We start from the raw sequence: 16024 nt of genomic DNA on the forward strand, positions 1-16024 counted from the left end.
CCGGCAAGGCGTGCCTGCGTGCGCCTTGTCTGACCGCAACTTGTCTAGCCGCGTCTTTCAAGCCGCAGCCCCGGCGCCTGTCCCCCGGCAAAGCCGTGCTTCGGCCAATCCTCGCCAAGAACGGACGCACGTTCGGCGTTTCCCTTCAGATGAACATCCAGAAACGCCAGCGCGAAATGCTGTGCGATGTTGTTCATGGCCACGGCATCCCAGACCGGATCGGCATAATGCGAATAGGGCGGCCATTGCATATGCGGTGACGGCTCCCACGCCTCTGCCGGGGCGGGAATGGCCGCGCCGGCGCAATGTCCGGCGTGTTCAAAGGTCAGCAACCAGGCCGGCCCCGCCACCTCATTGAAAATGCACCGGATGCCCGTGTCATAGCCGGAAACCCCATCGGCCCTGCCGCCCATCAGCAGGCAGGGCAGGCGCATCGCCGCCAGACCTGCCGCATCCCACAGCCCGCGTTGCCGGCCCCAGGGACCGATGGGCAGGATCGCCTTCAGCGCCGGCGGTGGCACAGGGGTTGCGCAGCCCCGCCACAGGTCATGCGGCGGCGCCATGCCGCCTGACAGCGCCGGTTCGGCCACACCGGCTCCGGCCAGCACCAGCGCACCATAACCACCCATGGAATGGCCGATGACGGCATAGCTTCCGCCCAGTTCCGCCGCCACCGCCGCCACATCGCCGGGCCGATGCACAAGGGTCGAGGACAGGCCGTTATTCGCCAGATAGGCCGCATCGCCATAGGTGGAATCAAGATGGTCGATGCTGGCCACGCGATAGCCATGGCTGGCCAGATGTTCGCCGAAATGGCCCATGAACAGCCGGTTGCCGGGATAGCCGTGCGACAGGATTACCAGCGGGAAATCACCCGCAGCGGGTTCAGCGTCGCGGCCTGCCGATCCGTGCAAGACAACCGCCCGGTGCCCGTCGCGCAAGAGCGTGGGATAGTTGGCGCCCCCTGCCCCCGGCGCAGCCGCCGGATACCACAGCTCAACCGTCAGCGGCCGGTCAACCCGCGCCCCGGCTTCACCAAAGACATCCGGTTGATCGGGACTGATGACCGTCAGCGTCCGCACCCCCACGGGATGCGGGCCGCGCTGCGCACCGGCCGGCGCGTCGGGGCGGATCTGGTCAATGCGGTTCTGCATAGCGTTCCCCTGTTCGGACCGGGTTCGGCCAGAGGCTATGCCCGCCGCGCGGGCGCTGCAACCGCAGCATGAAAAAGGGGGCAGCCCTGCGGCCGCCCCCTTCTTGAATTTCGCCTGAGCGGCGGCTGAAAATCAGGCCAGAGCCAGATTGATCGCCGATTCGCGGCCGTCACGGCCACGTTCCACGTCAAAGGTCACCGCCTGGCCATCGGCCAGTTCACGGATGCCCGCACGTTCCATCGCCGAGATGTGGACGAACACGTCCTTCGACCCGCCTTCCGGCGCGATGAAACCGAAACCCTTGGTGGTGTTGAACCATTTCACGGTGCCATTGGCCATCGTGAGTACTCCTGTCTGTATCGCCACCCGCACGCTGCGGTGGCCTGGCTTAGTCACGAAGAAGATCGAGTGCTGAAGCCGTTAGGAGACAGAAGTTCGATGATCGAGTGGTGTCGCGGGTTGAATATGCGCTTTCCGGGACGAAAAAGCAAGGCCGGTGCCGAACTTTCCCGATCCGGCCCGCAGTCAGCCGGTACCGCGCTGCAACCCGGCACCTTTTGCGATTGCCGCCCGGGGCGGGAACTGGTCAAATCTCCAGACCAATTGGCCCATCGGCCGCAGCGGAGACTGGAATGCCGTTCCTGAAGGTGCAGCCCGAGAAACTGTCGCAGGCGGTGGTGCGGCAGATCGAGCAGTTGATCCTGCGCGGCATCCTGCGCCCGGCCGAACGGCTGCCGCCCGAGCGCGATCTTGCGGAACGGCTGGGCGTCTCGCGCCCCTCGCTGCGCGAGGCGGTGGCCGAACTGTCCGAGCGCGGCCTTCTGGTCGCCCGGGCCGGATCGGGTATCTTCGTCGCCGATGTGCTTGGCGCCGCCTTCTCGCCCGCGCTGATCGAGTTGTTCGCCAGCCATGAAGAGGCCGTTTTCGATTACATCGCCTTCCGCCGCGATCTTGAAGGACTGGCGGCGGAACGCGCGGCCACGTTGGGATCGGAAACCGATCTGCGCGTGGTGGATGCGATCTTTGCCAAGATGGAAACCGCGCATCACAAGCGCGACCCTTCGGATGAGGCCGAGTTGGATGCCCAGTTCCACATGGCCATCATCGAGGCGGGGCATAATGTCATCATGCTGCACATGATGCGGGCGATGTTCGATCTGCTGAAACAGGGCGTGTTTTACAATCGCCAGATCATGTTCAGGAACCGCACCACCCGCGATCAGTTGCTGGACCAGCATCGCGCCATCAATACCGCCTTGCAAGCGCGGGATCCGGTGGCGGCACGGGCGGCGGTCGCGTCGCATCTGGCCTATGTCGAAGCGGCCTTCCACGCCCATCTGCGCGCCGAACGCCATGAGGCGATTGCCCGCCAGCGGTTCGAACACGAACAGGACCGCTGAACCGAAACCCCGGATGCGGTCGCACCCGGGGTTCCGACTTCTGTCCCTCGAAGTCTGTTCAGTGCAGCTTGGCGCCGACCTGTTCGATGGCGTCGTCGATCGAGGCTTTCGCCCCGTCTGCGGTCATCTGTTTCGACAGGATGTCACCCGCCGCCGCAATGGCCACCGAAATGGCCTGCTCGCGCACCTGACGCACAGCACCGGCTTCGGCGCTGGCGATCTGCTCTTCGGCAGCCTTCAGGCGCCGCGCGATCGAGTCCTTCAGATCAGCCTTGGCCTGCGCCGCAGCCGCCATCGCTTCTTCCTTGGCGGACGAAACGATGCGCTCTGCCTGCTCGGCCACATCCTTCTGCTTGCGCTCATACGAGGCAAGGATCGTCTTCGCCTCTTCGCGCAGCGCGCGGGCCTCTTCCAGCTCGGCCTTGATCTGGACAGCGCGCGCGTCCAGCATCCCGGTCAGCTTCTTCGGCACGCCCATGTAGACCAGGATGCCCAGGAAAACGAGGAAGGCGATCAGAACCACGAAGTTGGTGTTCTGAAGGCTGAAGAACGGCCCCGAAGCCGCCATCGCGGGCGAGGCCAGAAGCGCGAAAAGAACCGTAAGCTTCCGCATGGCCTTACCCTTTCAGACGCGCGGCAACAGCCGCGGTGACAGCCTTGGCATCGGCAGAGCCGCCCAGAGCCGCAACCAGTTCCTTCGCAGTATCCTTGGCAACGGCTTGCACCGCCTCCATGGCTCCGGCCCGGATTTCCGCAATCGACGCTTCGGACTGTGCCGCCTTGGCGGCAATCTCGGCGTCGGCCTTGGCTGTTGCGGCGTCCAGATCCTTCTGGATGTCGGCCTTGGCTGCCGCAACGATCTTGGCCGCCTCGGTGCGGGCATTCGCCAGCGCCTCGTTATAGGCCCGTTCCGCCGCCGCGGCCTTCTGCTTCAGCTCTTCGGCTGCCGCAAGGTCGTTGGTGATCGTGCCCTTGCGTTCGGCCAGCACCGCGCCGATGCGCGGCAGCGCGATCCGCGACAGGATCAGGAACATCACGATCAGCGTGACGACGAGCCAGAAAACCTGGTTCGGAATCCATTCGGCGCAAAGCTGCGGCATACCGATGGCACCGCCATGGGCGTTGACGCAAACGCCTGCCGCTTCTTCAAGGATTGGTTCTGTTGCCATCTTGTCCCCCATCGGACCCTTATGAACCAGGAACGCGCCAGGCCATGCCGGGCGCGATCCTTCTCAAGGTGTCGGATGCCGGATCAGACGGCGAACATCAGCAGCAGGGCGACCAGGAACGAGAAGATGCCCAGAGCTTCTGCGAAGGCGATGCCGACGAAGAGGTTGGCCATCTGCGACGGAGCCGCCGAGGGGTTGCGCAGGGCGCCGGCCAGGAAGTTGCCGGCAATGTGGCCCACGCCGATGCCGGCGCCGCCCAGACCGATGGTGGCCAGACCGGCACCGATGTACTTGCCGAGCAGCGCGAGTTCGCCTTCCATGATGGTTCTCCTGTGATTGGAATGGCTAGGGTTCTGTGTCCGGACCTTAGTGATGGGCTTCGCCGACGGCGTCGCGCAGATACACGCAGGTCAGAATTGTGAATACGTAGGCCTGAACCGCCGCAACCAGCGTTTCCAGACCGTAGATGGCAGCGATGGCGGCGATCGGCACGACCGAAGCCACGCCCATGGCGCCGGCGAAGCCCGCGAAGACCTTGATCACGGCGTGACCGGCCATCAGGTTGCCGCCAAGACGAATGGAGTGGGACAGCGGGCGGACGAAGTAGGAAATCACTTCGATCACGGCCAGCACGGGGCGCAGCACCAGCGGCGCCGACGACACCCAGAACATGCCCAGGAAGCCGATCCCCTTGCGATAGAGCCCCACCAGCGTGACCGTCAGGAAGACCGTCACCGCCAGCACAGCCGTCACGGCGATGTGCGAGGTGGTGGTAAAGCTCATCGGGATCAGACCCAGCATGTTCGCCAGGAAGATGAACATGAACAGCGTCATGACATAGGGGAAGAACTTCGCGCCTTCATGGCCGGTCACTTCTTCCACCATGTTGTGGATGAAACCGTAGAACAGTTCGGCCACCGATTGCAGGCGCGACGGGATGATGCCGCGATGACGGGTTGCCAGAACGAAAAGCCCCAGCAGCACGACGATCGAGATCGCCATCCACAGCGTCACGTTGGTGACGGTGTACCAATGCACCGGACCGTCGCCGAACAGCGGCTTGACGATGAACTGATCCATCGGGTGGATCGCCAGACCGCTGCCTTCCGCCGCGTGCTCTTCAGTTCCCGTCGCCACCTTCGTTCCCCTCACGCTTCGCGGCGATCGCCGCTTCGGTCGCCTGTTTTCCCTGAAGTTCGCGTGCGGTGCCCAGCATGGTGCGCACCCCGGCCGCGAACCCCACCAGCGAGAAGATCGCCAGGAACAGCGGGAGCGTGCCGATCAGCACATCCAGCCCGTAACCGATGCCGACCCCGAACAGTATTCCGGTGGCCAGCTCGATCACCATCCGATAGGCGACCTCGCCTTGCGAGAATCCTTTCGCCGTCTGGGATTTCACCGGCTTCGGCTTATCCCTCAGTTTCGCAAGCCGCTCTTCCAGCGCACGAAGTCGGTCGGGATGGGGGTCCGAAGCCATTTGAAGGCCCTTTCCGGCAGTCCGGGGCGTTCTACGGGCGGGGGCGGCCTGTGTCAACCCGCCGCAGACCACAACATCAAGGATGTAACCATTTGAATTTCAACAGGATCACGACTCATGGCTGAGTCTTCTTCCCCAAGCGGCGCCCGGCCATGCCGGATCGCCATATTCAACCGTCAAGTTGAGGAATTTCCGGCGCAGACGGCAAGGCCCGCCGCCAGGCCGGGAAGCGCCCGGCCGGTCATCCGGCGGGGCGCTGTCTGCTTCAGGTGGCCAGTGCGGGCCCGCTGCGACCGGTCAGCGTCTGGCGCAGGAACACCGCGCCAAGAATCGCCGCGCCGATCAGCGTCGACACGATCTCGGGCGCGATCATCAGCAGCGCGGCAATCGACAGCACGATCCGTTCCACCAGCAGCAACGAAGGCGAGAAGGCGAAGACGAACGGCACAAGCGCCTTGCCCATCGACAGCCGGAAGGCCGTGTTCCCCGCCTTGAAGCCGTTGGCCCCCGCAATGCCTGCCGCCGCATAGGCCGCCAGCGCCACCGGGGGTGTCACATCAGCCAGAACGCCGAAGTAGAACACGAAGAAACGCGCCACCAACGGCTCAACCCCCATCATGCCCAGAACCGGCGCGGCAACCGCGACCATGATGATATAGTTCGCCGTGGTCGGCACACCGCAGCCCATGAGGACGCAGACCACCGCCGTCAGGATCAGCGTGAACAGCAGCGCCAGTGTGGGCATGGTGAACAGCTCAAACGGCAGGAAAGACAGGAAGGCATGGGTCGAACCGGCCCAGTCCTGCGCCACGCTGGTCACCATGAAGGCGATCTTGAAGCCCACGCCCGTCAGCGTGACGATTCCGATCACCACGCCCACCAGGGCCGCGGTCACCGTCACCGAAAGCGACTGGCGGGCACCGGCCACAAAGCCTTCATAAATACCCAGTGCGGTTTCCTTCGCCCCTTCGGCCGGCCCTGCGGCCATGATGCGCTGGATCAGGTAGACCACCATGCAGGCGGTGATCGCCCAGAAGGCCGGAGCGATGGCGGCGATCAGGATCGTCCGCAGCGGGATTCCCAGATACTCGACCATCAGGAAGGCCACCGCCCCAGGACCGGCGGGGTGATCTGCCCCCCGGTGGACGACGCCGCCTCGACCGCTGCCGCGAAATGGCGCTGGAAGCCAACCTTGATCATGGCCGGAATGGTCAGCGCGCCGGTTGTCACCGTATTGGCGATGGAGGACCCCGAAATGGTGCCAAGCATGGCCGAGGACACCACCGAAACCTTGGCCGGCCCGCCGGCAAAGCGGCCGGTCAGCGCGGTGGCAAGGTCAATGAACAACTGCCCCAGCCCGATCTTCTGCGCCATCACCCCGAACAGGACGAAGTGGAACACATAGGTCGCGATCACCCCAAGCGCGGTGCCGTAGACCAGATCGTCGGACAGATCGGCGCTGGTCACCAGTTGCGCCCCGACCGAGATCGTGGCGACATCGGCGTCTTGGCCATTATAGGTGCCAGCGGGAACGGAATCGGCCGCGAAGAAGGAATAGGTATCCCGCAGCTTGTCGATTTCCGGGCCGGTGATCGGCACCAGAACCACGTCATGCTGGCTGGCCAGTTCCGCAATCGCGCCGGCCGGATAGCCGCCCACGAAGAAGAACGCATCCATCGCGCCATCGCGCATCCGGTCCGCCGCCTGATCCGGCTTCAGGTATTCCGGGGTGACATCGGCTTCGGACAGGCCAAACGCCTCAAGAATGATCTTGGCGTCAACCAGCGTGCCCGACCCCGGCTCGTCCAGCGAGACGCGCTTGCCCTTCAGGTCTGCGACCGAGGCAATGCCGGCATCCTTGCGCGCCACAAGGTGGATGCTTTCGGGGTAAAGTTCGCGATCAGCCGCAGCTTTTCAACCGCCGGCTGGCCTTCCCAGAGGCCGGTGCCGGTTTGCGCCCAATAGGCCACGTCCGATTGGCTGAAGCCCGCTTCCAGAGCGCCGCCATTGATGGCGTTGACGTTGCCGAACGACCCGTTCGAGGCAGCGGTCGTGGCCACCAGCCCCGGAACGCCGCAGGACCCACCGTCCTCGCAGGCGCGCGAGCCGGGCGGGTTCGAGATCGCGTTCGCGATCAGGCCGCCAATCGGATAACAGGTGCCGGCCGTGCCGCCGGTGCCGATGCGGAAGAACTGGATTTCCTGCGCCGTGGCCCCTTGAGCAAACAATCCCACCGTAAGGGCGGCCCCCATGATCGACTTCATGAATACGGTTTTCACAACATTCTCCCTAGGCTGTACTTGACGTTCCGCCCCCACGGTCGCGCGGGCAGTCTTCCTAGGCAGTCGATGGTTTGCCGGGGGTCCACACTTCAGGCGCAAGTCTTTCCGGGTGACTTTTCTTTCGGCCGGACGGCCCGATGGGGGCGATTTGCGCCAAAGTAACAAGAAATTTGCGCGTTTTCGGCTTTCGATTGACGCCCGCTCGCCTGGCCCGGATAGTTGCGCCATGTCCGACGCACGCCCCGCAGAACGCCCTGCCGCCAGCCGCCTTGACGCCGTCTTTGCCGCGCTGGCCGACCCCACGCGGCGGGTGATTCTGTCGATGCTGCTGGAAGACGACATGGCCGTGACCGATGTGGCGCACCCTTTCGCCATGTCGCTGGCCGCCATCTCGAAACACCTGCAGGTGCTGTCCGATGCCGGGCTGATCAGCCGCGAACGCCGGGGGCGGGTGATCTGGTGCAAGCTGGAACCCGATGCGCTGCGCGCGGCCTCGGTCTGGATGCAGGGCTTCGGCCAGTTCGAGCCGGTCGATCTGGATGCCTTCGAGCGGTTTCTTGAAGCCGAGCTTGCGGGGGACGCCCCGGATGACGACGGCGATCAGCCGGAAAACCAGCCGGCATAGGTCTTGCGCAATTCGGCCTTCTGCACCTTGCCCATGGTGTTGCGCGGCAGCTCAGACAGCACCACGGCGGCCTTGGGTTGCTTGAACCGGGCCAGCCGGTCGTGCAATCCGGCCAGCACCGCGCCCGTGTCCAGCGTCACACCCTTTTGCGGTACCAGAACAGCAAAGACCGCCTCGCCGAAATCGGGGTGCGGCAGGCCGATCACCGCGCTTTCCAGCACCCCGGGCTGCGCATCCAGTTCCGCCTCGACCTCAACCGGATAGACGTTGAACCCGCCGGTAATCACCAGATCCTTGGCCCGGCCCACGATCTGCACGTATCCCGCGTCATCCAACCGCCCCACGTCGCCGGTGATGAACCAGCCGTCGGGGCGCAGCTCCTCGGCCGTCTTTTCGGGCATCTGCCAATAGCCCTTGAACACATTCGGCCCGCGCACCTCGATCACACCCACCTCGCCGGGGGCGACCTCGGTCCCCTCGGCCATGATCCGCAACGCCACCCCCGGCAGAGGCAGGCCCACGGTGCCGGGGCGCCGCTCCCCGTCATAGGGGTTCGAGGTGTTCATGTTGGTCTCGGTCATGCCATAGCGTTCCAGGATGCGGTGGCCGGTCCGCGCCTCGAACGCGCGGTGCGTCTCGGCCAGCAGGGGCGCCGAGCCGGAAACGAACAACCGCATATGCGCGCTGGCCGCCCGGTCAAAGCGCGGATCATCCAGCAGGCGGGTATAGAAGGTGGGCACCCCCATCATCGCCGTCGCCCGGGGCAGCAGGCGCAGCACGGCTTCCAGATCGAACCCCGGCAGGAAGATCATCGCACCGCCGGTCAGCAGGCTGATGTTGGTGGCCACGAACAGCCCGTGGGTATGAAACACCGGCAGCGCATGAAGCAGCACATCCTGCGCGGTGAACTGCCACAGATCGGCCAGCACTTCGGCGTTCGACAGCAGGTTGCGGTGCGTCAGCATCGCGCCCTTCGAACGCCCCGTGGTGCCACTGGTATAGAGAATTGCGGCCAGATCGTCGGGGCAGCGATCAACCGGCTGCACGGTTTCGGGTTGCCCCGCCATTGCCGCCGCGAAGCTGCCAGCACCCGCCCCGTCCAGCGTCAGCACCGCCGTGCCATGGGCCGCGGCAACGGGGGCAAGGGCCGCCTCTTTCGCCGGGTCGCAGAGGAACAGCCGCGGCGTGGCGTTGCCGATGAAATAGTCCACCTCGGCGGGTGTATAGGCGGTGTTCAGCGGCAGGAAGACCGCGCCCACGGCCACCGCCCCGGCATAAACGGCCAATGCCTCGGGTGATTTCGCCACCTGCACCGCCACCCTGTCGCCCGGCTGCACGCCGGCCGCCCGCAGGGCGTGGGCCGCCTGCGCCACCCGCGCCAGAAAGCCCGCACCGCGGATTTCCCGCCCGTCCGGCAGGATCAGGAACGCCGTGGCCCGCCCGGCCAGCGGGGCGAAAAGCGCGTCGAACAGCGTGTTGGCCATGATGATCCTGCCCTTGTCGGTGCCGTCTCGCTTTTGCCACGGCCCGGCCCCGCGCCTCAAGCCGGGAAACAATCTGTCGCAACATGGCGGACGATGGCCTGGTTTTCAGCCCCAACCCGCCACAAACCTGCCCAGCTTGACCGGCACGGTCCTGTCAAAGGGTGCCGATACCGAAGGAGAGCGTCCCATGGCGAAGATGTTGGAGTTTCTGCGCCGGCTGCGGCTGAAGCGTTCCCCGGCAGCACCGGCAGAACCGGAAACGGCCTTTGACCGCCGGCTGCGGAAAATGGGTAATGCGCATCAGGCCAGCCGGGCGCGGGCCGGCCTGTTCAGAACGCAACCTGAACGGATGGAAGCCTGAGCGCGCCGACCAGATCGCGCAGTTCCTGCCGCGCGGCGACGTTCGACAGGTTCAACTGATCCACCCCGGTATCCTTGAGATCCAGCAGCGTCAGGCCACGGGGGAACAGTTCGCGGAAGATCACCCGTTCGGAAAAGCCGGGCGCCACGCGAAACCCGATCCGGCGCGACAGGTCTTCCAGCGCCGAACCGACCTTCTTCTTGTTGTGCATCTGCTGCGCGCCCAGACGGTTGCGCACCACGATCCAGTCAATCGGCGGCAGCCCGGCCTGCGCCCGCAACTGCCGCGCGCCCCAGACCATTTCGGAATAGATCGACGGCCCCTTGACCTTGCCGGTCTCGGCATCGACGCGCGCCAGCAGGTCGAAATCGACGAAGCTGTCGTTCAGCGGCGTGATCAGCGTATCGGCCAGCGAATGGGCCACCTGGCTTAGCCTTGTGTGGCTGCCGGGGCAGTCGATGACGATGAAATCCTTTTCGGCGTCCATCGCCGCGACAGCCATCGTCAGGCGCTGGTCATAGGCGTTTTCGCCGGGGGCCAGCGTGGCCGGGTCCGCCTCGGGCAGGTCGCGGTAATCGGGGCTGGGCAGATCCAGCCCGGCGCGCGCCAGATAGGCACGGCGGTTCTCGACATAGCGACCAAAGCTCTTCTGCCGCAGGTCAAGGTCCAGACCGCCGACGCGATGCCCCATCCGCGCCAGCGCGGTGGCCACATGCATACAGGTGGTGGACTTGCCCGAACCGCCCTTCTCGTTCCCCACAACGATGATATGCGCCATCCAAGCCCCCAGGTCTTCGGCCGCGTGGCAGCGCGGCAGTTCTAGGCAATGGGGGGTAGCGGGGGAATCCGCCGACGGCAAGAGGGTTGCACGGCATGGCCGGCCGGAACAGCCTGCCGGACAAGCAAAAAGGGCGTGCCCTGCGGCACGCCCTTCGGTTCGTAACGGGACAGGCTCAGAAGCCGAGGCCCGCGTACTTGTTCTTGAACTTGGACACGCGGCCGCCGGTATCCATCAGCTTGGCCGACTGGCCGGTCCAGGCCGGGTGCGCCAGCGGGTCAATGTCCAGCGACATGACATCGCCTTCCTTGCCCCAGGTGGAACGGGTCTTGTAGGTGCTGCCGTCGGTCATCTTCACTTCGATGAAGTGATATTCGGGGTGAATGCCTTCTTTCATCTCGGCCGCTCCTTACTCGGATTTCGCTTTGTAGGTGGCGTTTTCCGCGATCCGGGCCGATTTGCCGCGGCGCGCACGCAGATAATACAGCTTCGCGCGGCGAACCTTGCCGCGGCGGACAACTTCGATGCTGTCGATGTTGGTCGAGTAGAGCGGGAACACCCGTTCCACGCCTTCGCCGAACGAGATCTTGCGAACGGTGAAGCTGGCGGCCAGCGTGGCGCCGCCCTTGCGGCCGATGCAGACGCCTTCATAGGCCTGCACGCGCGAGCGGTTGCCTTCCTTCACCTTGTAGCCGACGCGAACGGTGTCGCCGGCCTTGAAGTCGGGGATGGTCTTGCCGAGGGCGGCGATCTGTTCCGCCTCGATCTGCGCGATGAGGTTCATGCGCGGTCACTCCGGTTGCCTGCGGTGGTTCCGCAGAGGTGATGCCGTGCCAGAGCTCCTGGTCTTCGTCCGGGTCCCCCTTTCCTTTCGGAAAGAAGCCCGCCAGAGGTGGCGCCTGCTTTTCTGTCGTCTCCCCGCAAGAGATGCCGGACGAAGGGTTCCGGCCTTGCAAAAGGGAATCGTGTCCGATGGGCAAGGCTGCCCCGGACCGGGCGCGTATAGGGCCTGCGGGGGGCTTTGGTCAAGGGGCAGAGTGGCCCACGCCAAGGCGGGATTCTGCACCAGCGAAGCCAACGGGGTACGAGCCCGTTTTCAGGGTTTCCGGGCCTTTCGCCCCGGTTTCGGCACCGCGTCCTGCGCCGCCTGATGCGCCGCCCAGAGGTCGGGCCGCCGCGCGGCGGTCAGCGCCTCGGCCTGCGCGCGGCGCCATTTGGCCACTTCGCCATGGTTGCCCCCCGTCAGCACCGCCGGAATCTCCTGCCCTTCCCAGACCTGGGGGCGGGTGTATTGCGGGTGTTCCAGAAGCCCGTGCGAAAAGCTTTCCTCATCGGTCGAGGCGGCATTGCCCAGAACGCCGGGCAACAGCCGGACGGTGGCATCCAGCATGGCCTGCGCCGCGATCTCGCCCCCGGTCAGGACGAAATCGCCCAAAGAGACTTCCTCGATCTGCCAATGGTCCAGCACCCGCTGGTCCACGCCTTCGAACCGGCCGCAAAGCAGCGTGATGCCCGAGCCGGCCGCCCAACGGCGGGCGGTGGCCTGATCGAAGGGGCGGCCGCGCGGCGAGACATAGACCACCGGCCAGCGGCTGCGGTCCGGGTCTGCGCCCTGCATCGCCACGCGAAGCGCCGCATCCACCACATCGGCGCGCAGCACCATGCCGGCCCCGCCACCTGCGGGGGTATCGTCCACGGTGCGGTGACGGCCTTCGCCGAAATCGCGCAGGGGCACCGTGTTCAGCCGCCACAGGCCGAAATCCAGCGCGCGGCCGGTCAGCGACAGGCCAAGGGTGCCGGGAAAGGCATCGGGAAACAGGGTCACGATCCGGGCATCGAAGGCCCCTTTCACGACCCGCGGCTCTTCCATCAGGTCGCGCGGCTGCAGGCTGGCCTTGATCGACAGGCGGCCGTGGCTTTTCGGGGGATCGGACGGGTTCGACATGGGCTCCGGATTAGCGGCAATCCGACCGGCAGGAAAGGGGCCTGTCGCCCCTGCCCCGCTCAGGCCGCGCGCGAGGTGCCCCGGGCGGGTGTGGCGGGCAGCAGGTCGGCCAGTGCAGACAGTTCGGCCGCCCGGTCCCCGCCAAGTTCCTGGGCCAGCGTCCGCAGGGCAAGGGCATCGGGGAACTGGTCCAGCCGGTCCGGCAGCGCGCGGGCCAGCGCGGTGGCGCGGGGCAGCAGATCTGCCAACAGCCCGTCGTCCTGCGCCGCCGCCGCGAAAGCGGCCCGCAAGGCGCCCGGCGCACTGCCCGCGGCCAGCAGGGCCGGATCGGTGCCCCACAGCACCAGCGCCTTGCGCAACGCCGCATGGCGGGCGGCGGGTGCCCTGGCCAGCGCCGCAGCCAGCCCGGCCGCCGGCGGCCACCCCTTGCCCGGCACCGCCGACTGTTCCAGCAGCCCCAGCACGGTTTCGGGCGCGGCATCATCGGGCAGCGCCAGCAGGGCGGCTGCGGCGCGGGCCGGATCACGCGCCAGCGGGTTGACCCCGACCGGCAGGCGCGCGGCCTCCATCAGCGCGTCGATGGTGACACCTTCGGCAAGGGCGCGGTCCGGGTTCCAGGCCAGCCGCATCAGCGGCAGGGCAAGGAAGGACATGGCAACCGGCAGCATGGGGAACATCACCGGCAAGGTGCCCAGCACCCCGCCGATGCCGCGCCCGACGCCGAACAGCACCGTCACCAGCAGGATCTGGCTGAGGATCTGCGTCAGCGCGGCCCCGACCCCCACGCCGGACCGCCAATCGGCCAGCGTCATCGGCCATTGGTGCGGGCGCAACAAAACCAGCCAAAGCACGAAGATCGACACGAAGGGGGGCAGCATCGCCCAGCCAAAGCCGCCCAATCCCGCCACCAGCGGCCCCATGTACAAAAGCGCCGTGGCGATCTGCAGGAAAAGAACGCGGAAACGAGACATGGCCCTGACCCCTTTGCTGCCGGCAGGCCGCAGCCCTGCGCCGGCCAGCACAAGCGGGGTGCACGGGGCGCGCAGAAACCTTGCGACTTGGGCACCTTTGACGGCGGCAAGGTTGACGACCGTCATGGCGAAAGAAGGGCGGATTTGCGGCCTTGCGGGTGCGCGGCCGATTGCCGTTCAGACGCCCGGGTTCAGTCGTCCAGCCCTTCGGGCAGGTCGGCGATCAGCCGGCGCGAGGCAAGGTCAACCGTGGGCACATTGGCGCGGGTAAAGGGCAGCAGCAGCGCGGCCCCGGTCGCGGCAAGGCGGATGTCCAGCAGATCGCCCGCGCCGTGATTGTGCACGGCGGTCACGGTGCCAAGCACGGCACCGCCGGGATCACGCACCTCAAGGCCGATCAGGTCGGTGTGATAGAATTCGTCGTCCGGCAGGCTGGGCAGCCGGCTGCGGTCTGCATAAAGCTCGGTCCCTTTCAGGGCGTCGGCTTCTTCCTTGGTCGCCACACCCGACAGGCGGGCACCAAGGCCGCCGGCCACCGGACGGGTCAGCCGCAGGGTAAAGCTGCGGCGGCCGTCTTCGGTGGTCAGCGGGCCGTAAGAGGCGATGTCCGTGGGTTCGGCGCAAAAGCTTTTCAGCCGCACCTCACCCTGAACACCGAAGGCGCCGGCGATGGCGCCCACGCAGATGCGGTCGGTCATGGCTGGGGCTCCTCTTTCGGTTCTTCGCAATAGCCGCGCGTGTCCCATGTTCCGCCGGCATCAAGGCAGGCATCCTGCTGCCCCGAGGTGCCCAGCCTGACGCCGGCCCAGAACGCCGCCACCAGAAGGGCCAGCGTGATGGTCCGGCGCACAAGGCCAAGGCCGGGGATCATGGGACCGCGTCAGCCGGTCACTCGGTCGCCGGTTCGGCGGCGCGGGCGGCCTTCTTCGCGGCGCGTTCGGCCATGGCCTTGCCGGGAACGGCAGACTTGGGGTTCGAACGGGCGGTCTTCGGGCGAACGCCGGCGGCTTCCAGGAAGCGGGCGACGCGGTCGGTGGGTTGGGCGCCTTGTGCGAGCCAGTGGTTCACGCGGTCAAGGTTCATGACGATGCGCTTTTCATCGTCCTTGGCCAGCAGCGGGTTGTAGGTGCCCAGCTTTTCCAGGAAGCGGCCGTCGCGCGGCATACGGCTGTCGGTTGCAACGATCGAGTAGAACGGGCGCTTCTTGGAGCCGCCGCGTGCCAGACGAATTTTCATAGCCATGTGAGTTCTCCTTTGGTGATGGCTGAAAGACGGGGGGCACCCCGCCCTATTTCTGCAGTTTCTCGTGATGCCTGATGACTTCGCTGATGATGAAGTTCAGGAATTTCTTGGCAAATTCCGGATCAAGCCGGGCCTCTTCGGCCAGCCGTTCCAGGCGTTCGATCTGCCGCGCCTCGCGGGTGGGGTCGCTGGGCGGCAGTCCGTGTTCGGCCTTGAGACGCCCCACGCCCTGCGTGTGCTTGAAGCGTTCGGCCAGGGTGAAGACCAGGATCGCGTCAAGCCGGTCGATCGACTCGCGGTGTTCCTTCAGCAAAGCTGCGGCCTTGGCAGCGGCGTCCATCAGGCCCCCCCTTTCCGTGATCTTGCGCGCGTCTTCCACACGTCTTCCTTCCGTCTTCCCTTGGCGCCGGACCTGCGCGTCATCTGCGTTGTCGGCGGCGGCGCCGGGCATCGGCGTCTGGTGCGGGCTGCGATGCGGGGCGAGGGTCATGCCATCCCCCCCGGCGCGCGGTGGCGGTAGATGTGATAGCTGCCCTTGTCATCCGACAGCGTCTTTTCCCGCGTGGCGCCCAGCCGAAGGGCCAGCGCTTCAGACCGGGTGTTGTCGGTGGCGATCATGCTGATCAGCGGCGCGGGCGACAGGCGGGCGTGGTAATCGGTCTGCGCGGCAAGGGCCGCCTCTTGCGCGTAACCCCGGCCTTCGTGGCCGTCGAACAGGTGCCAGGCCAGTTCGGGTTCGGGCCAGCCGTCGTGATAGATCACGCCGATCCGGCCGATGAAATCGCCGGCGCGGGTATCAACCGAATAGAAGCCATAGCCGCGCAGCGCCCAGTGGCCGATGTTGGCCAGAAGCCCGCGCCAGATCCAGCGGCGTTCGATGCCGCCGCCCAGATGCACCGCGCGGGGGCTGTCGTTGAAGGCCAGCATGGCCGGGAAATCGGCCTCGCGCGGTTCGCGCAGGATCAGGCGTTCGGTGGCCAGCACCGGAATGGCGAAAGGCAGGGTCATGCCGCCCCCCGCAGATCGTGGCGGATCACCACATCGCCGGGGTCGATGCCCGGCAAGGACGGGTCGATCACGCCCCCCAGACGCAGGCCAAGCGCGATGGAGCGGGCGTTGGCCGGTTCGATGATATT

23 protein-coding genes and 1 pseudogene are annotated in these 16024 nt (G+C 66.2%); 3 read left to right on the plus strand and 21 right to left on the minus strand.

The genetic code is table 11. The features are described 5' to 3' along the window. Nucleotides 1-44 precede the first annotated feature (44 nt). Together C5F44_RS11825 and C5F44_RS11830 are read right to left on the minus strand one after the other, a co-directional pair. Nucleotides 45-1154, minus strand: a complete 1110-nt coding sequence (locus tag C5F44_RS11825; protein ID WP_107673740.1) for an alpha/beta hydrolase family protein — start codon at nt 1152-1154, stop codon at nt 45-47. Nucleotides 1155-1286: 132 nt separating this feature from the next. Continuing rightward, the gene (locus C5F44_RS11830) at nt 1287-1493 is read right to left on the minus strand and encodes a cold-shock protein (protein ID WP_107673741.1); all 207 of its coding nucleotides are present in this window, start codon (nt 1491-1493) and stop codon (nt 1287-1289) included. Nucleotides 1494-1786: 293 nt separating this feature from the next. Here C5F44_RS11830 and C5F44_RS11835 point away from each other — a divergent pair, with 293 nt between their 5' ends. Next, nucleotides 1787-2554 (plus strand): FCD domain-containing protein, encoded by a 768-nt coding sequence (locus C5F44_RS11835; protein WP_107673742.1) that lies wholly within the window; start codon nt 1787-1789, stop codon nt 2552-2554. 58 nt (nt 2555-2612) lie between these two features. Here the strand turns inward: C5F44_RS11835 and C5F44_RS11840 are convergent, their stop codons facing one another. From C5F44_RS11840 to C5F44_RS18010, 8 genes and pseudogenes are all read right to left on the minus strand, one after another. Then, the gene (locus tag C5F44_RS11840) at nt 2613-3167 is read right to left on the minus strand and encodes a F0F1 ATP synthase subunit B (RefSeq protein ID WP_107673743.1); all 555 of its coding nucleotides are present in this window, start codon (nt 3165-3167) and stop codon (nt 2613-2615) included. A gap of 4 nt (nt 3168-3171) precedes the next feature. Beyond that, on the minus strand, nt 3172-3723 hold the full coding sequence (locus tag C5F44_RS11845) for a F0F1 ATP synthase subunit B' (protein WP_107673768.1): 552 nt from the start codon (nt 3721-3723) through the stop codon (nt 3172-3174). 83 nt (nt 3724-3806) lie between these two features. Further along, a complete protein-coding gene (locus C5F44_RS11850) occupies nt 3807-4043 on the minus strand; it encodes a F0F1 ATP synthase subunit C (protein WP_107673744.1) in 237 nt (78 codons plus the stop codon). Between the two features lie 46 nt (nt 4044-4089). Further along, on the minus strand, nt 4090-4860 hold the full coding sequence (locus C5F44_RS11855; RefSeq protein WP_268876924.1) for a F0F1 ATP synthase subunit A: 771 nt from the start codon (nt 4858-4860) through the stop codon (nt 4090-4092). Then, the gene (locus tag C5F44_RS11860; RefSeq protein ID WP_107673746.1) at nt 4844-5200 is read right to left on the minus strand and encodes an AtpZ/AtpI family protein; all 357 of its coding nucleotides are present in this window, start codon (nt 5198-5200) and stop codon (nt 4844-4846) included. Before C5F44_RS11860 ends, C5F44_RS11855 begins: the two co-directional genes overlap by 17 nt. Before the next feature lie 265 nt (nt 5201-5465). Continuing rightward, a complete protein-coding gene (locus C5F44_RS11865) occupies nt 5466-6296 on the minus strand; it encodes a TRAP transporter large permease subunit (protein WP_412917545.1) in 831 nt (276 codons plus the stop codon). Next, the gene (locus tag C5F44_RS18330; protein ID WP_412917546.1) at nt 6296-6574 is read right to left on the minus strand and encodes a TRAP transporter large permease subunit; all 279 of its coding nucleotides are present in this window, start codon (nt 6572-6574) and stop codon (nt 6296-6298) included. Before C5F44_RS18330 ends, C5F44_RS11865 begins: the two co-directional genes overlap by 1 nt. A 114-nt stretch (nt 6575-6688) precedes the next feature. Beyond that, nucleotides 6689-7824: pseudogene (locus tag C5F44_RS18010) on the minus strand (TAXI family TRAP transporter solute-binding subunit); the annotation flags it as partial. On the opposite strand from C5F44_RS18010, the gene C5F44_RS11870 reads away from it, so the two are divergent. Continuing rightward, complete coding sequence (locus C5F44_RS11870) at nt 7709-8107, plus strand: ArsR/SmtB family transcription factor (RefSeq protein ID WP_107673747.1); 399 nt, start codon at nt 7709-7711, stop codon at nt 8105-8107. The pseudogene C5F44_RS18010 and the gene C5F44_RS11870 sit on opposite strands and share 116 nt — an antisense overlap. Here the strand turns inward: C5F44_RS11870 and C5F44_RS11875 are convergent. Beyond that, nucleotides 8083-9591, minus strand: a complete 1509-nt coding sequence (locus tag C5F44_RS11875; RefSeq protein WP_107673748.1) for a malonate--CoA ligase — start codon at nt 9589-9591, stop codon at nt 8083-8085. The two genes, C5F44_RS11870 and C5F44_RS11875, sit on opposite strands and share 25 nt — an antisense overlap. Here C5F44_RS11875 and C5F44_RS17850 point away from each other — a divergent pair. Next, entirely contained in the window at nt 9584-9952 is a 369-nt protein-coding gene (locus C5F44_RS17850; protein WP_146161942.1) for a hypothetical protein, read from the plus strand. The genes C5F44_RS11875 and C5F44_RS17850 overlap by 8 nt on opposite strands. Here C5F44_RS17850 and C5F44_RS11885 read toward each other — a convergent pair. From C5F44_RS11885 to C5F44_RS11925, 10 genes are all read right to left on the minus strand, one after another. Further along, entirely contained in the window at nt 9921-10730 is an 810-nt protein-coding gene (locus tag C5F44_RS11885) for a division plane positioning ATPase MipZ (RefSeq protein ID WP_107673750.1), read from the minus strand. The genes C5F44_RS17850 and C5F44_RS11885 overlap by 32 nt on opposite strands. Before the next feature lie 175 nt (nt 10731-10905). After that, a complete protein-coding gene (gene rpmE, locus C5F44_RS11890; RefSeq protein ID WP_107673751.1) occupies nt 10906-11127 on the minus strand; it encodes a 50S ribosomal protein L31 in 222 nt (73 codons plus the stop codon). 12 nt (nt 11128-11139) lie between these two features. Continuing rightward, nucleotides 11140-11514, minus strand: coding sequence for a 50S ribosomal protein L19 (gene rplS, locus C5F44_RS11895; protein WP_107673752.1), 375 nt, complete (start codon nt 11512-11514; stop codon nt 11140-11142). Between the two features lie 312 nt (nt 11515-11826). Then, a complete protein-coding gene (trmD, locus tag C5F44_RS11900; RefSeq protein ID WP_107673753.1) occupies nt 11827-12675 on the minus strand; it encodes a tRNA (guanosine(37)-N1)-methyltransferase TrmD in 849 nt (282 codons plus the stop codon). 59 nt (nt 12676-12734) lie between these two features. After that, nucleotides 12735-13646, minus strand: a complete 912-nt coding sequence (locus C5F44_RS11905) for a hypothetical protein (RefSeq protein ID WP_146161943.1) — start codon at nt 13644-13646, stop codon at nt 12735-12737. Nucleotides 13647-13837: 191 nt separating this feature from the next. Further along, the gene (rimM, locus tag C5F44_RS11910) at nt 13838-14344 is read right to left on the minus strand and encodes a ribosome maturation factor RimM (protein WP_107673755.1); all 507 of its coding nucleotides are present in this window, start codon (nt 14342-14344) and stop codon (nt 13838-13840) included. Continuing rightward, a complete protein-coding gene (locus C5F44_RS18015) occupies nt 14341-14517 on the minus strand; it encodes a hypothetical protein (protein ID WP_164681961.1) in 177 nt (58 codons plus the stop codon). Before C5F44_RS18015 ends, rimM begins: the two co-directional genes overlap by 4 nt. 17 nt (nt 14518-14534) lie before the next feature. Then, the gene (gene rpsP / locus C5F44_RS11915; RefSeq protein ID WP_107673756.1) at nt 14535-14888 is read right to left on the minus strand and encodes a 30S ribosomal protein S16; all 354 of its coding nucleotides are present in this window, start codon (nt 14886-14888) and stop codon (nt 14535-14537) included. Nucleotides 14889-14934: 46 nt separating this feature from the next. Next, entirely contained in the window at nt 14935-15228 is a 294-nt protein-coding gene (locus C5F44_RS11920; RefSeq protein WP_164681960.1) for a chorismate mutase, read from the minus strand. Nucleotides 15229-15374: 146 nt separating this feature from the next. After that, nucleotides 15375-15896, minus strand: coding sequence for a GNAT family N-acetyltransferase (locus tag C5F44_RS11925; RefSeq protein WP_107673757.1), 522 nt, complete (start codon nt 15894-15896; stop codon nt 15375-15377). Nucleotides 15897-16024: the final 128 nt, after the last annotated feature.

This window comes from Fuscovulum blasticum DSM 2131, from assembly GCF_003034965.1.
Lineage (GTDB): Bacteria > Pseudomonadota > Alphaproteobacteria > Rhodobacterales > Rhodobacteraceae > Pseudogemmobacter > Pseudogemmobacter blasticus.

Excerpts from the sequence above, each read along its gene's own strand:
- C5F44_RS11840 (WP_107673743.1), bottom strand. The coding sequence starts at position 3,167 with ATGCGGAAGCTTACGGTTCTTTTCGCGCTTCTGGCCTCGCCCGCGATG.
- C5F44_RS11870 (WP_107673747.1), top strand. The coding sequence starts at position 7,709 with ATGTCCGACGCACGCCCCGCAGAACGCCCTGCCGCCAGCCGCCTTGAC.
- trmD (WP_107673753.1), bottom strand. The coding sequence starts at position 12,675 with ATGTCGAACCCGTCCGATCCCCCGAAAAGCCACGGCCGCCTGTCGATC.
- rplS (WP_107673752.1), bottom strand. The coding sequence starts at position 11,514 with ATGAACCTCATCGCGCAGATCGAGGCGGAACAGATCGCCGCCCTCGGC.
- C5F44_RS18330 (WP_412917546.1), bottom strand. The coding sequence starts at position 6,574 with ATGGCGCAGAAGATCGGGCTGGGGCAGTTGTTCATTGACCTTGCCACC.
- C5F44_RS11905 (WP_146161943.1), bottom strand. The coding sequence starts at position 13,646 with ATGTCTCGTTTCCGCGTTCTTTTCCTGCAGATCGCCACGGCGCTTTTG.
- rpsP (WP_107673756.1), bottom strand. The coding sequence starts at position 14,888 with ATGGCTATGAAAATTCGTCTGGCACGCGGCGGCTCCAAGAAGCGCCCG.
- C5F44_RS11830 (WP_107673741.1), bottom strand. The coding sequence starts at position 1,493 with ATGGCCAATGGCACCGTGAAATGGTTCAACACCACCAAGGGTTTCGGT.
- C5F44_RS11850 (WP_107673744.1), bottom strand. The coding sequence starts at position 4,043 with ATGGAAGGCGAACTCGCGCTGCTCGGCAAGTACATCGGTGCCGGTCTG.
- rpmE (WP_107673751.1), bottom strand. The coding sequence starts at position 11,127 with ATGAAAGAAGGCATTCACCCCGAATATCACTTCATCGAAGTGAAGATG.
- C5F44_RS11875 (WP_107673748.1), bottom strand. The coding sequence starts at position 9,591 with ATGGCCAACACGCTGTTCGACGCGCTTTTCGCCCCGCTGGCCGGGCGG.
- C5F44_RS11845 (WP_107673768.1), bottom strand. The coding sequence starts at position 3,723 with ATGGCAACAGAACCAATCCTTGAAGAAGCGGCAGGCGTTTGCGTCAAC.
- C5F44_RS11835 (WP_107673742.1), top strand. The coding sequence starts at position 1,787 with ATGCCGTTCCTGAAGGTGCAGCCCGAGAAACTGTCGCAGGCGGTGGTG.
- C5F44_RS11920 (WP_164681960.1), bottom strand. The coding sequence starts at position 15,228 with ATGGACGCCGCTGCCAAGGCCGCAGCTTTGCTGAAGGAACACCGCGAG.
- rimM (WP_107673755.1), bottom strand. The coding sequence starts at position 14,344 with ATGACCGACCGCATCTGCGTGGGCGCCATCGCCGGCGCCTTCGGTGTT.
- C5F44_RS11925 (WP_107673757.1), bottom strand. The coding sequence starts at position 15,896 with ATGACCCTGCCTTTCGCCATTCCGGTGCTGGCCACCGAACGCCTGATC.
- C5F44_RS18015 (WP_164681961.1), bottom strand. The coding sequence starts at position 14,517 with ATGATCCCCGGCCTTGGCCTTGTGCGCCGGACCATCACGCTGGCCCTT.
- C5F44_RS11860 (WP_107673746.1), bottom strand. The coding sequence starts at position 5,200 with ATGGCTTCGGACCCCCATCCCGACCGACTTCGTGCGCTGGAAGAGCGG.
- C5F44_RS11865 (WP_412917545.1), bottom strand. The coding sequence starts at position 6,296 with ATGGTCGAGTATCTGGGAATCCCGCTGCGGACGATCCTGATCGCCGCC.
- C5F44_RS11885 (WP_107673750.1), bottom strand. The coding sequence starts at position 10,730 with ATGGCGCATATCATCGTTGTGGGGAACGAGAAGGGCGGTTCGGGCAAG.
- C5F44_RS11825 (WP_107673740.1), bottom strand. The coding sequence starts at position 1,154 with ATGCAGAACCGCATTGACCAGATCCGCCCCGACGCGCCGGCCGGTGCG.